This window comes from bacterium (assembly GCA_020440705.1).
In the GTDB taxonomy this organism is placed as follows: Bacteria; Krumholzibacteriota; Krumholzibacteriia; order LZORAL124-64-63; family LZORAL124-64-63; genus JAGRNP01.
On record JAGRNP010000107.1, the window covers coordinates 1 to 13,467 of the forward strand.

At 69.5% G+C, this 13,467-nt stretch carries 11 protein-coding genes; 7 read left to right on the top strand and 4 right to left on the bottom strand.

Annotated elements, in window-relative coordinates; all coding sequences use genetic code 11:
- Window positions 1-304: 304 nt before the first annotated feature.
- Together KDM41_14050 and KDM41_14055 are read left to right on the top strand one after the other, a co-directional pair.
- The gene (locus tag KDM41_14050) at window positions 305-1,327 is read left to right on the top strand and encodes a DUF354 domain-containing protein (GenBank protein ID MCB1184548.1); all 1,023 of its coding nucleotides are present in this window, start codon (window positions 305-307) and stop codon (window positions 1,325-1,327) included.
- Between the two features lie 115 nt (window positions 1,328-1,442).
- Window positions 1,443-2,561: a glycosyltransferase gene (locus KDM41_14055; protein ID MCB1184549.1), complete on the top strand. Its 1,119-nt coding sequence runs from the start codon at window positions 1,443-1,445 to the stop codon at window positions 2,559-2,561.
- Here the strand turns inward: KDM41_14055 and KDM41_14060 are convergent.
- Genes KDM41_14060 through KDM41_14070 form a run of 3 tightly spaced genes read right to left on the bottom strand, consistent with a single transcriptional unit; the run spans window position 2,543 to window position 7,104 of the window.
- On the bottom strand, window positions 2,543-3,769 hold the full coding sequence (locus tag KDM41_14060) for a hypothetical protein (GenBank protein MCB1184550.1): 1,227 nt from the start codon (window positions 3,767-3,769) through the stop codon (window positions 2,543-2,545). The two genes, KDM41_14055 and KDM41_14060, sit on opposite strands and share 19 nt — an antisense overlap.
- Before the next feature lies 1 nt (window position 3,770).
- The gene (locus tag KDM41_14065; GenBank protein MCB1184551.1) at window positions 3,771-5,966 is read right to left on the bottom strand and encodes a bi-domain-containing oxidoreductase; all 2,196 of its coding nucleotides are present in this window, start codon (window positions 5,964-5,966) and stop codon (window positions 3,771-3,773) included.
- 31 nt (window positions 5,967-5,997) lie between these two features.
- Window positions 5,998-7,104, bottom strand: coding sequence for a glycosyltransferase family 4 protein (locus KDM41_14070; protein MCB1184552.1), 1,107 nt, complete (start codon window positions 7,102-7,104; stop codon window positions 5,998-6,000).
- Between the two features lie 268 nt (window positions 7,105-7,372).
- On the opposite strand from KDM41_14070, the gene KDM41_14075 reads away from it, so the two are divergent.
- The 4 genes from KDM41_14075 to KDM41_14090 are packed head-to-tail and all read left to right on the top strand — an operon-like array spanning window position 7,373 to window position 11,079.
- Window positions 7,373-8,116, top strand: a complete 744-nt coding sequence (locus KDM41_14075) for a sulfotransferase (GenBank protein ID MCB1184553.1) — start codon at window positions 7,373-7,375, stop codon at window positions 8,114-8,116.
- Entirely contained in the window at window positions 8,113-8,976 is an 864-nt protein-coding gene (locus KDM41_14080) for a menaquinone biosynthesis protein (protein ID MCB1184554.1), read from the top strand. Before KDM41_14075 ends, KDM41_14080 begins: the two co-directional genes overlap by 4 nt.
- Window positions 8,977-9,014: 38 nt before the next feature.
- On the top strand, window positions 9,015-10,217 hold the full coding sequence (gene mqnC / locus KDM41_14085; GenBank protein MCB1184555.1) for a dehypoxanthine futalosine cyclase: 1,203 nt from the start codon (window positions 9,015-9,017) through the stop codon (window positions 10,215-10,217).
- A 16-nt stretch (window positions 10,218-10,233) separates the two neighbouring features.
- Window positions 10,234-11,079: a hypothetical protein gene (locus tag KDM41_14090; GenBank protein MCB1184556.1), complete on the top strand. Its 846-nt coding sequence runs from the start codon at window positions 10,234-10,236 to the stop codon at window positions 11,077-11,079.
- Here the strand turns inward: KDM41_14090 and KDM41_14095 are convergent, their stop codons facing one another.
- Window positions 11,080-12,345, bottom strand: a complete 1,266-nt coding sequence (locus tag KDM41_14095) for an oligosaccharide flippase family protein (protein ID MCB1184557.1) — start codon at window positions 12,343-12,345, stop codon at window positions 11,080-11,082.
- A gap of 327 nt (window positions 12,346-12,672) precedes the next feature.
- On the opposite strand from KDM41_14095, the gene KDM41_14100 reads away from it, so the two are divergent.
- Window positions 12,673-13,467, top strand: a 795-nt coding sequence (locus KDM41_14100) for a hypothetical protein (GenBank protein ID MCB1184558.1), incomplete at its 3' end; no start/stop codon positions are given.

A 13,467-nucleotide genomic window follows, 5' to 3' on the forward strand; every position in this document is an offset into this window, starting at 1 on the left:
GACGCTCCGGGCGCATTAGGCGCAGGAGGGTACGGGCGAGCAGGGCGTTCATGGCTGCGGATCCTTCCGGAATCGGCGTGAGCGCTCGAAACTGCGCTGGCATCAGATGCTACAAACTAGCCCAACAGGACGTTCATGTCCGCTGTAACAACAAGAAATTACAGTCTTTAGAACACCAGGTCGCTATTGTATAATCATAACATAATTTGCATCAATGTGCCAAAAGTTTCGTTCCCAAGATTGACGCAAATTATGCCACCCCCTATCTTCGCCCCTCGCCCGTCCCGCCCACCGGAGGAACCCCATGCGCATCTGGTTCGACGCCGACAACGGCCCCCACGTCCTGATCATGCGTCCGCTCGTGGCGGCCCTGCGGGACCGGGGGCACGAGGTCGTCTTCACGGCCCGCGACCGGACCAAGACCTGCGAGCTGCTCGATCTGTACGGCTTCTCCTACACGAAGGTCGGGGCCGAATACGGCAAGGGGATGGCCGGCAAGGTGAAGGGCACCCTCGGCCGCGCCTGGGAACTGGTGCGGGCCCTGCCCGGCCCGAAGCCCGACGTGAGCTTCGGCCACGGTTCCCGTGCGCTGCCCATCGCCTCGCGGCTGCGCGGGATTCCGACGGTGACCATGTACGACTACGAGTGGGTCAGCGCCACGCTCTTCAACTGGTGCTGCCGTTCGATCCTGCTGCCCGCCGCCATCACGCCGGAGCGCTGTGGCGAAGCGGGCATCTCGGCCGGCAAGGTCGTCAGCTACCCGGGCTTCAAGGAGGAGCTGTACCTCGGCGGCCGCGCCCTCGACGATACCGTCGCGGACGATCTCGGGCTGCGCCCGGAGGCGGTCAAGGTCCTGCTGCGGCCGCCCGCCACCACGGCGCACTACCACAATCCCGAGGCGGAGACGATCCTCGAGGCGATCCTGGGCCACCTGGCGTCCGCTCCGGACGTGCAGCTGGTCTTCCTGCCGCGCACGCCCGACCAGCTCGATCTGCCCCGGGCGGCCGGCGTGGCCGAGGTGATCGTGCCGCGGAAGGTCTACGACGGTCCCAGCATGGTCGCCGCCATGGACATGGTGATCAGCGGCGGCGGCACCATGACCCGCGAGGCGGCGATCATGGGCGTGCCCAGCTACAGCTTCTTCCGGGGGCGTTCCGGCATGGTCGACGAGGCCCTCAACGGCGAAGACCGGCTGGTCCTGCTCGCCACGGCCGACGAGGTCGCGGCCCGGATGCCCGTGGTGCGGCGTGAGGGGACCATCACGTTGCCTGCGCCGGACCGGCTCGTGGCTTTCATCTGCGACGCGATCGAGGCGGCGTCCCGCTAGACGTCCCCGCGCCCGCCGGGGCTGGTGGTCCGGCGAGATCCCCGGCTGGACACGGCGGGGGCTAGGGCCGATACTCGGCCGGCATCCGCCCGGCCCATCCGACCCCGGAGATCCCATGTCCCGCCACGTCGACGTTCTCGGCCCGCTCCCGCCTCCCTACGGAGGGGTCTCGATCCACATCATCCGCTTCCTGGAACTCCTGCGGGGCGAAGGCCTGTCGGCGACCGGGCATTCCTACACCGGCACCACGCGGCAGGGGAAGGCGGGCAAGGCCTGGCAGGCTGCCGGCATGGTGGGCGGGCTGCTGCGGGGAGTCCGGCCGGGACCCGACTCGGTGCTGCACCTCCACTACGGCGGGCTCGGCTACTTCCTCGCCCTGGCGCCGCTGCTGACCCGGCCGTGGGCGCGCAAGGTCATCACCTTCCACTCGGTCCGGGTGATCCAGGACCTCGACGGGAAGCCGGACTGGCTGCGCCGGCGAACGCTGGGCCTGTTGGGCGGCTTCGACCTGTTCGTGCCCGTTCGCACGGAGATCGGCACCGAACTCGCGGCCCTGGGGCTGCAGGGCCCGCAGGTCACCGTGATGCCGGCCTTCCTGCCGCCGGCCCCGTCCGAGCGGAACCTGGAGCGGCTCCCGGCCGCCGTCGCCGCCCAACTCGAAGCCGGCCTGGCGGACGGCCGCCGGCAGGTGAGCTGTGCCGCCTACTACCTCGGCCCGGGCTACGGCAAGGACGATCTCTACGGGGTCGAGGAACTGCTCGCCGCCGTCGCGTCGCGGGACGAGGCGCCGGGCTGCGACCTCTGGGTCCTCGTCTCGAACCGCCCCGAGACCGCCGCCCAGAAGGCGGCGGAGCAGGCCGTCCTGGCCCATGCCGCCCGGCTCGAGCATACGCGGCTGCATCTGCACTACGGCCTGCCCCTGATTCCGGTCCTGGCCCGCAGCGCGGCCTTCGTGCGGCCCTCCCGGGAGGACGGCGACAGCGTGGCGATCCGCGAAGCCATGAGCATGGGGGTGCCCGTGCTGGCCAGCGACGTCGTCCAGCGGCCGGAGGGCGTGACGACCTTCGACCTGGCCGGCCCGGAAGCGACGGCGGCGGCCCTCGTGCCGTTCCTGGCGGGTGCCGAATCACCCGCCGCCGGAGCGGTGCGCGAGATCCTGCCCGGCGAGCGGGAGCGCTTCACCCGGTTCGTGCGCGAAGTGGCGGGGGTGGAGGATCAGTCGGCGGCGAGGTAGGCGCACAGGGCCCGGAACATCCAGGCCTGCGACCAGCGCATGTGGATCGACTTCTGCGCGTAGCGGCGGTGCTTCTGGAAACGGAACCCGCCGCGTTTTTCGTCCCACAGTTCCTCGCTGCCCCGCTGCAGGATGCGGGCGGCGAACGGCACGGCGTCGGCGTCGAAGCGGGCCAGGCGCAGGAACGTCAGGGCGCCCTGGGCGAAGCTGTGCGGATCGAGGGGGTACCGGCTCGTCGTGTAGTAGCGGGGCGTCGCATCGTTCTCGAAGAGGCGGGCACGGTAGAAGGCCAGGCCGCGCGCGAGCCCTTCGTTCCACTCGTCGATGCCCAGCAGGTCGGCGGTGCGCAGGATCGTCTCCAGGTTGAATCCCGTGTGCAGGTTGTCGATCCACTGCCAGTGGTCGGCCTCGCCGTAGATCCACGAGCCGTCGTCCTGCTGGCGCGCCATGACCCACGCGACGGTGCGGTGGGCCAGTTCGCGCCAGGCGTCGGCGTGCTCCGGCACGTGGGGAGCCGCCTGGGCCAGGATGCGCGCACCGAAGAGCGACGCGTTGTAGACCCGGGTGCGGTCGCCGGGCGAGTAGCTGAAGCAGACGCCGTCGGCGTCCTCGTGGCGGTGCAGGTGGTCGGCCACGAAGCGGCCGGCCGCGGCCGCCGCCGCGGGCCAGGCGGGACTGGCGTCCATCTCCAGGGCGTCGGCCACGAAGCTCGTGGCGACGACCGTGGGGAAGAAGGCCGGCTGCAGGAAGGCCTTGGACTGCCAGGGGAAATCGTAGCCCCAGCCGACCGCGTCCGGCCAGCGCGCGGGGTTGTCCGCCAGCGCGCGGGCCGCGCCTGGACGCACGCTGCGGTCGTCGCCGGCCGGCAGCCCGTCGACTCGCGAGGCCAGGCTCACCAGCGCATCGCCCAGCCAGGCGCGCCGGGCGGCGGTGTCGCCCAGGTCGACGCCGGTGGCCGCACCCTGCAGCATCAGGGCCAGACCCTTGGGGTTCAGTCCCGGAGGGATGCGGAGCAGCGGCCTCAGGTCGACCGGCGCGCGTTTCACGCCCTGGATGACGACCAGGCGGAGCAGGCGACTGCGGTCGAGCAGCGGCGCCAGCAGGCGGCTGTTCAGCCCGTCATACGGATCGGAACCGCGGAATCCGGCCGCCGTCTGGCCGTCCCACACCCGCCGGGCGATGGCCGCGAAGTCGTCGTGACGCGGCATCTCAGCCGTTCTCCCCGGCCCGCAGCTCGGCCGCCGTCGGGACGGCCTCGGTGCGGCCCGAGGCCAGGGCGTCGAGGACCGCGAGGGTGGCCGCCGTCGTGGCGATCTGGGACGAGGTGGCGATGGGTGGCGCGCCCTTCTGCACGCCCGCGAGGAACGCCTTGACCTCTTCGGCGTGGCCTTTGCCCGCGTGCTTGCTGACCCGGCGGCCGCGGCCGGAGTAGAGCTCGACCTTCTGGAAGTTGTCGATGACGGCGCTCAGTCCGGCGCCCAGCACCTCGAGCCTTTCCTTGGGCATCGCCTTGGCGCCCTCGGCGAAATAGCCGATCGACCCGACCGAGCCGTCGGCGAAGCGCAGCGAGATGACGACGTTGTCGTCCGCCTTGTTGGCCGCGTTCGCCGTGTCGATGCACAGGGCCGCGACGGCCACCGGATCGGCGTCGCACATGAACTGCATCAGGTCGATGAAGTGGCACACCTCGCCGAGGATGCGGCCGCCGCCTTCGACCGGATCCTGGGTCCAGTGCTCCTTCGGGATGTGGCCGGCGCTGATGCGGTACATCATGGTCAGCGGGCCGGGGTCGGCGCCGAAGTGGGCGCGCGCCTTCACCGCCGCGCTGCTGAAGCGCCGATTGAAGCCGACCTGGAGCACCGGCATGGTCCCGGCGTTCTCCCGCTCGTGCACCTGGCGGGCGATCGCGGCGAGGTCGGCGCGGGTCAGGCACAGCGGCTTCTCGACGAAGACGTGCTTGCCGGCCGCGAGCGCGGCCAGGGTGAGCGGTCCGTGCTGGTCGTGGCGGGTGGTGATCACGAGCGCGTCGGTGTCCGGGTGGTTGATGACGGCCTCTGCGGTGTCGACCGCGGTGCTGAAGCCGCTGCGCTGGCCCACGTCGGCGGCGGTCAGGCCGGAGCGGGTGAAGATGGGGCCCATGGTCGTGCGGCTGTCGTCGCGGAAGGGCGGCAGCAGGAAGGTCTGGGCGAAGGAGCCGCAGCCGGCGAAGCCGATGCCGATCTTCCCGTCGACACGGGTCGTGCCGCGCAGCGCCACGTCCCGCCCGCTGCGGCGGGGCCCGGCCGGGTACTCGACGAGGATGCCGCAGTAGGGCTCGGTGCGCCCGGCGATCATCTCGTAGGCGCCCGGCGCGTCGTCGAAGGCGATCCGATGCGTGACCAGCGGCAGCGGGTCGAAGGTGCCGGCGGCCATCAGGTCGAGCACGGCTTCCATGTTGCGCCCCTCGGTCCAGCGGACGAAGCCGTAGGGGTAGTCGAGGCCGCCTTCCTCGTAGTTCGGATCGTAGCGGCCGGGACCGTACGAGCACGAGACGGCGAAGCGGATCTCCTTCTCGTAGTAGTCGGTGCGGGGCAGGTCCATGCCGACGGCGCCGACGACGACCACGCGGCCGCGCTGGCGGCTGATGCGGCCGGCCATCTGCACCGGTTCGCTGCTGGCGGTGGCGGCGCAGATCAGCACCAGGTCGGCGCCCCGGCCGCGGGTGAATTCGGCGACGGCGTTCTCGACCGGGTCGGCGCCCAGCCGGGCGACCGCGTCGGCGCAGCCGGTGTCGAGGGCGCGCTGCACGGCGTCCGGCGCGATGTCGGTGGCGAAGACCCGGCACCCGTTGGCCTTGAGGATCTGGCAGGCCATCAGGCCGATGGCGCCGAGGCCCACGACGACGGCGTTCTCACCCAGGGTGGGTTCGGCCAGCCGCACGCCCTGCAGGGCGATCGCCGCGAGGGTGGTCATGGCCGCCGCGTCGGCCGGGACGCCTGCGGGCACCCGCACCACCAGGTTCACCGGCACCACGACCTCGTCGGCGTGGTTGGCGTAGCCGCCGCCCGCGCAGGCGACCAGATCGCCGGGGGCCACCTTGTCGACCCCCGCCCCGACCGCGACGACCTCGCCCGCCAGGCTGTAGCCCAGCGGCTGCGACCCCTCGAGCTTGTCGCGCACCTTCTGGATCGTGTGCTTCAGACCGAGCTGGCCCACCATGCCGATGACCTGCTTGACCTGGTCGGGCTTGGCCTTGGCCTTCCCGATGAGGGACATCTTGCCCGTGACGATCTTGTTCCCCTCGGTGCCCGGACTGATGGCCGAGAAGAGGGTGCGCACCCGCACGGTGCCGGGCGCGAGCAGCGGCGCCGGGGTCTCGAGGATCCGCACGGATCCGTCCTTCATCGTCTGGGCCAGGATTTTCACGTGAAGTCCTCCAACTTCGGGCGGCCTGCCCTCAGGGCAGGGCGGCCAGGAACTCGTCGACCGCATGGTCGAGGGAATGCCTCCGCTGCACGTGGTCGTGGCAGCGGCGGGCCATGGCGGCGTAGCGCTGGTCGTCGCCGAGCAGGGTGTCCATGGCGGCGGCCAGGCCCGCGAGGTCGGGATCGACGAGGCCCAGGTCGCCGCCGGTGACGGCCTCGTCCGGATCGATGCACAGGCTGCAGGCGGGGATGCCCCGGGTCCAGGCGTAGAGGAACCCGTTGGGGAAGCCCTCCCAGTCCGAGGTGTTCAGGAAGATCCGGGCCTGCCGGTACACTTCGCCCACCCGGTCGGGGGGCACGAAACCCCGAAACGTGACGTTCGGCAACTCCTGCAGCTGGGCGACCAGACCGGCGGAGTAGGCCTTGTCCGGGCCCGGACCGCCGACCACGAGGAACGACCGGTGCGGCAGCTGCCTGGCGATCTCCACGAGCTTGTCGGCGCGTTTCTGCACCTTGAAGGAAGCCACCCAGACGAAATCGAATTCCGCCGCGAGGCGGGGGCCCTCGAAGGGGGGCACCTCGATCCCGTTGGAGACGATCGGGGCCCGGATGCCGAAATTCTGCTCGAGCAGGACCTGCTGTTCGCGCGACTGCACGGTGACCCGGGCGGCGCGGTTCAGGCTGACCTCGTAGAGGGTGCGGAACAGGCGCGGCAGGCTCTCGAGCTCGTTGCGCAGGCAGTGGGGCAGGTTGGCCACCATGAACGTGTACTTCGCGCCCAGCAGGCGGGCGTAGAACATGACGAAGAACGAGAGGAAGCGGGTCGAGCGCAGCACGTAGTGGCGGGCGTCGGCGGCGCGCATGGCGGCGAAGAGGCGCCAGAGGTTCTGCAGGCCGCGCACCACCGAGCGGTCGTAGGCCACGCGGTTGGCCCGGTAGACGGTGAAGCCGTCGATCTCCTCGCGGAACGCCTGGCCGTAGTCGCCGACCACGAAACTGACCGGATGACCCCGGTCGCGCAGGCCCCGGGCGAGCTGGACGAGCTGGAACCCGGCCCCGCCCGCCTCCTCGGCCACGCCGGGACGCAGGTTGGGGTAGACTTCCATGCTGACGAAACAGATGCCGGGTTTCGTGCTCATCGGGCCTTTCCGGGGCGCACCGAGTTCGGTCGGAGCTCCTTGCGGGCTCCGGGGCGATTGGCCGAAATTCGGAGATTCCCCCCATTATCGGCCAGAATGGTGGGGTCTTCATGGGGAAAGTTCAAAGAATTTGTGAACTTCCGTGCGAACAGGCGGCCGGCGTTTTCATTTGAGTCCGGCCCGGACGGGGCCCATTATTGGGAGTCCGTCCACGTTCGAGGCGCTTTCCGCCCCAGCCTTCCCGCCTTCGTGCGCAGGGAGTCGGTCCGTGATCTACGTCGTCCTGGGAATGCACAAGTCCGGCACGACCCTGCTGTCCCAGGTTCTCCACCATTCGGGGATCGCCATGGGCGAGTTCGACGAGAACGAGTCCTACGATCGGGGGAACAAGTACGAGCGTCAGGAGTGCCTCCGGCTGAACATGCGGCTGCTCGGGACCGCCGACTTCGGCGTCCTGGACGTGCCCCGGGAAGCCCTGAGACCGGCCACTCCGGCCGAGGCGGATGAGATGGCCGCCCTCGTCGCCGCCGCGGGCCGCGGGGGCGGGGACTGGGGCTTCAAGGATCCCCGGACCTGCCTGACCTACGGGGAGTGGGCCGGGAGATTGGGCGACCACCGTCTGATCGCGGTCTTCCGGGAGCCCTCGCAGGTCTGGCCGCGATTCAAGTGGCAGGGGCGCCGCCGGTACCACACGAACTTCCAGCGCGCGGTGAGCTATCTGGCGCGTTGGCACGAGTACAACGAAGGCGTTCTCGCCGCGCTCGAGCGGGCCCCCGGGCCGAGCCTCGTCCTGGACTACCACGACTTCATGGTCTCCGACGACGCCTTCGACCGGCTGGAGCGCTTCGTCGGGCGCCGGCTCGAAGACCGCCGCGATCCGGCCATGTACCGCAGCCGGGAAGGGTCGGACCTGTTCCTCCGGGCAGCCGACCGCTGGTTGACCTGGCGCAGTGGCCGGTCGATCGCCGGGATGATGGCCCGCCTGCGCCGCCGGATGGAGGTCCCGGCATGAGCGGACGCCTGGAGTGCCGGATCGCCGCCGTATCCTTCCTGAACACGATTCCGCTGGTCGACGACCTGCTGCGGCATCCCGTGCCGGGCGTCGAGATCGAGTTCGGCATGCCCAGCCGCCTGGCGGGTCGCCTGGCGGAAGGGCGGTCCGACGTCGCGCTGATGCCCGTTGTCGAACTGCTCCGCGGGCGGGCCGCGGCCGTGATCGCGGGCACCGGGATCGCCTGCCGGGGCGCGGTCGACAGCGTCCGGCTCTTTCACCGCGGCCCGTGCGACCGGATCCGACGGGTGCTGACCGACCGCGGATCGCGGTCCTCGGTCGCCCTGCTCGAGGTCCTGTGGCGGGAGAATTTCGGCTACGTGCCCGAGCTGGTCGAGGGCGAGCCGACGATCGGCGCGAGGCCGGAGCAGGGCGAGGGCATTTTGGTCATCGGCGACCGCTGCTTCGAGTTCGACCGCGATCTCGCCGCCCGACCCGATCCGGAGGTCGCGGATCTCGACCTGGGCCGGGCCTGGTGGGACCTGACGGGCCTTCCCTTCGTGTTCGCGATGTGGACCGTCTCGGCCGGATTCCTCGAGCGCACGGGCCCGGCCGAGCGGAGCGCCCTCGTCGCGCTCTTCTCCCGCGCCCGGGAAGCCGGGCTGGCGCGCCTGGACGAACTGGCGGCCCGCGAGGCGGCCCGGGGCCGTCTCGGACACGGCGGAGAGGCGACCCCGGCAGCCGTTGCTTATTATTTCCGGGAGTCCCTGGTGTACCGACTGGCCGAGCCGGAGATGGCCGGCCTGACCCGGTTCCACGCGTTGTGCATCGAACACGGCCTCGTCCCCGACGGGCCGGCTCCCATCGTATTGCGAGGTTGACCTTGGCATCGTTTCGCGGCCCCGAAGGCAACGGCCCCATGGACCCGGCCCAGTACCAGCAGCTCGTCCAGTTCAAGCAGGCCGAGCTGCGGGACAAGGGTCCCGCTCTCGTCGCGGTCGAGCCCTACCGGGTTCCCACGATCTCGACCCCGTTTGCCGGCGAACTGCTCGACACCGCGCTCTCCCGCCGCCTGACGGGTGGCGAACTGCTGGTCCTCTTCGAGGAGGCGTCGTTGCCGGACGTGGCCCGGGTGGCCCAGCAACTCCGTCTGCGGCGGTCGGATCCGGACAAGGTCACCTACATCATCGACCGGAACGTCACCTACACCAACCTGTGCTACGCCGACTGCCAGTTCTGCGCCTTCAACCGGCACCAGGGCGACGGCGACGAGTACCTGCTCGACCTGGAACAGATCCTCGACAAGTGCCGCACCGTCCACGAGGCCGGAGGCGGCCAGATCCTGCTGCAGGGCGGACATCACCCCAAGAAGCGTCTGCCCTACTACGAGGAGATGCTGCAGGGCATCAAGGCGAACTGGCCGCAGATGTGGATCCACGGTTTCTCCCCCAGCGAGATCCAGCATTTCGGTCGCCTGAACGGCATCCCGACCATGGAGGTGCTGAAACGGCTCCAGGCGGCCGGCCTGGACTCGATTCCCGGCGGCGGTGCGGAGATCCTCAGCGACCGCGTGCGCCAGATCCTGGCGCCGGGGAAGTCCATGGCCGGCGAGTGGATCGGCATCATGGAAGAGGCCCACGCCATCGGCCTGCCCACGACCGTGACCATGATGTTCGCCCATATCGAGACCTACGCCGAGCGGGTGGAGCATCTGCTGCGCGTGCGCGACAGCCAGGACAAGACCGGCGGCTACACGGCCTTCATTCCCTGGACGTTCCAGCCCGGCAACACGCCGCTGATGAACGACCCGGCCCTGCGGGCGCAGGTCGAATCGATCGGCTACCTCGGCTCGACCGACTACCTGCGCACGCTGGCGCTCTCCCGCATCGCCCTGGACAACTTCGCGAACATCCAGGCGAGCTGGGTCACGCAGGGCAAGGCCATCGGCCAGCTCACGCTCTACCACGGGGCGAACGATCTCGGGAGCCTGATGATGGAGGAGAGCGTCGTCTCGGCCGCGGGCGTGAGTCATCCGCTGACGCGGACCGACCTGGACGAGATGATCCGGGGCGCCGGCTTCGAACCCGCCCTGCGCGACAACGGCTACAACGTGGTCGGCTGACCGCGGCGGGAGGGACATGCGTCTCGCGAGCGAAGGCGGGGTCGGTCGTTGGGAACGCCAGGCGTTCCGGTGGTTCCGGCTGCGCAAACGCATCCACCAGTACCTGCGCTACCGGCCCGGATGCGAGAAGCATGTCGTGTTCATCTTCGGTTGCCAGCGAAGCGGGACATCGCTGCTCTCGCATCTCTTCCGGCTCGACTGGGACACCATCACCTACGACGAGATGAGCCCGCTTTCCACCAGCGACCCGGAAGGCTTCCGCCTGAATCCGCTGCCCGAGGTGCGGGCCCGGATCGCGGCGGACCGGGCGCCGCTGGTCGTGTGCAAACCGCTCGTCGAGTCGCAGAACGCGATCCGGATCCTGGACGCCGTACCGGGGTCCCGGGCGATCTGGATGTTCCGCGACTACCGGGGCGTCGTACGGTCGAACCTGCGCTTCTTCGGCCCCGACAACGGGCGGCGGGATCTGGCGCCCATCCTGGGCGGAAGCGGCACCGACTGGCGCTCCGAAGGACTGGAGGCCGCCGACAGCGCCGCAGCGCGGTCCCTGCTCGGCGAGGGGGCGAGCGGCGAGGATGCGGCCGCCTTGTTCTGGTACTTCCGCAACATCCTGGCCTTCCGGCAGGGACTGGATCGGGACGAGCGGGTGCAGTTCTGCGACTACGATCGGCTCGTCACCGACCCGAAGGGAACCATGGCGCAGCTGTATCGGGGAATCGGACGGCCCTATCCCGGGGATCGGATCGTGGCGGACGTCGCCGAATTCCGCCCGGGGGCAAAGAACCCGCCGTCCTTCGCCCCGGCGATCGCCGACCGGTGCGATGGCCTGCTCGCCCGTCTGAAGGCGGTACCGGGCTCCTAGCTAGCGTTTCACCAGCCCGAGGCCCCGGTTCCATGTCTTCGCGTAGAAGGTCCGCACCGCCGACCAGGTGGGGAAGATCCCCAGCCTTTCCGGAATGGAACGATTGAGCTGGTACTGCAGAACGAGCCGGCCGCAGACCAGCATCAGCCCGTGCGCCGCGATGATCCCCGTCGTCCCCCCGAATCTCATGCCCAGATAGAGCGCCCCCGGCAGCAGCAGCAGGACGGCGAGATTGTTGCGCAGGGTCAGGTCGTTGCGGTCGAGAGCGCGCAGGACGAGGGTCGGATTGACCAGATGGAAGAGCATGGCGGCCGCGTTGATCTGGAAGATCGGCACGGCTTCGATGTAGCGGTCGGTGTACATCAGGCGGACTAGCGGATCGGCGACGGCGACGAACAGGAACGTCACCGGGATGCCGATGGCGTACATGGCGCCGAGGACCTCGTCCCAGAAGGCCCTGATGCCGGTCCAGTCGTCGTCCTTCGCCAACTGGGCGAAGCGGACCAGGGCGACCTCGGCCACCGACTGGGTGAAGAAGAGCAGGATCGGGATCTGCTTCAGCCCCTGGGAATACACGGCGAACGTCTCGATCGGGAAGAACTTGCTGACCGCGAGTTCGTGCATGCGGAGGGTCAGGGTGCCGACGGTGCCGGCCGTGCCCAGCACGACCCCGTATTTCACCTGGCGCCAGACGCCGTCGAAGTACCGCTCCGAGGCGAAGCCGCGGTGCCTGACGTGGACGAAGACGAGCCCGGCGGCCAGGGTCAGGGCCCGGGAGATCACGAGGGCCGCGATCACGGCCTCCAGCGACTTGAAGGCGAAGGCGGCGATGAGGGTGGCGATGCTGGCGACGACCTGACGGCCGACGTCGTACACCGCGGCGTGGAGGAACTCCTTGCGGGCCGTGAGGAAGACCTGCGTGGCCACACCGAGCAGCATCAGGATGGAATAGGCGGTCAGGTACCAGAAGAACCTGTCGAGGACCGGCATGCCGAGCCAGGCTGCGACGTCCGTGCGGAACAGGCCGACGGCGGTGTACCCGATCGAGAACAGCACCAGGTTCAGCAGGATGCAGTTGAGGAAGATTCCGCCGGCGTTCCTGGGGTCGCGAGGCACGAAGTAGTACTGGGACTGGTTCACGCCGAGCTGGAAGACGGTCTGGATCAGGGTCTCGATCAGGAAGAACTGGTTGTACTCGCCGATGTCGGCCTTGGTCAGCAGGCGCACCAGGACCACCGGCAGCAGGATCCGGATCCCGAATCCCACGACCTTGGCTGAAAAGAGAATCGACGACTGTCTGAGCACGCGGTGACCCCGGGGGCGAGAGTTCGGATCGACGAGAGAATCTACCGGCCGGTGCCGCCCAAGGCAACCCAAACCGCGATTTCGGAACCTGTCCGAATGCCGTGACCGCTCCCGCCCGCCCGGCCGGCTGCTGAACACCCCGAGTTCCCCACGGTTCCCGTCAGGGCCCTTCCGGGGGCGATCGCGCCGGTCCGGATCCTTCCGGTCCGGATATTGCCCCTTTCCCGTCAGAGCGACAAATCCCTGCATTTTGCAATGCACGAATGTTCCACATCAGCGGGGAATGACATGGACACCAAGCGATTCATGGCCGTGGTCCTGACCGGGATGCTGCTCGGCGTGGCGGCCTGCACCACCCCCACCGAACCCGTCGCCGAGATTCCGCTGCCGAAGGCGGACGGCTCCCTCCGCATCGCCGCCCTCGACTACCAGATCGGCGACCTCTCGGACCCGGCCGTCCTCGCCAAGTACGCGCGCGCGGAGATCGTCGTCGTTCAATGCGACCAGTTCTGGGGCCGGGGCAGTTTCGAGGGCCGCATGGCCCAGCTCAAGGCGGCGAACCCCGACATGAAGGTGATCGGGTACTTCCGGTCGAAGGTGATCCGGCAGGGCTGGGGAGACCTGCCGCGCGAGGACCAGACCTACAACCGCGACCTCTACGACGCCGCCCAGCCCTATCTCGCCCACACCACCGTCGGCGACACGATCTGCGACTGGCCGGGCGTCGCCGTGTTCGACTTCACGAACCCCGCCGCGCGGCGGGCCATGCTCGACGTCTTCGTCCACTACCAGCGGACCTCGTCGAACAAGTTCGACGGCGTCTACTGGGACTACTTCAACCCGAGCCTGTGGATCGCCCCGACCGTCGACGCCATGAACGGCGAGCCGGACATGGACGGGGACGGCGTGGCGCACTGGGACGATCCGGACGAGCTGCAGGCCTTCCAGGACGGCCAGGACGCCTGGGTGGCGGAGATGCAGGCGGCCATGGGGCGGGGCTTCATCCAGATCGCCAACGGCAGCCGGGCCCTGCAGGATTCGGTCTTCGCCGCCAAGCTCGACGGCATGTTCTACGAGATCTTC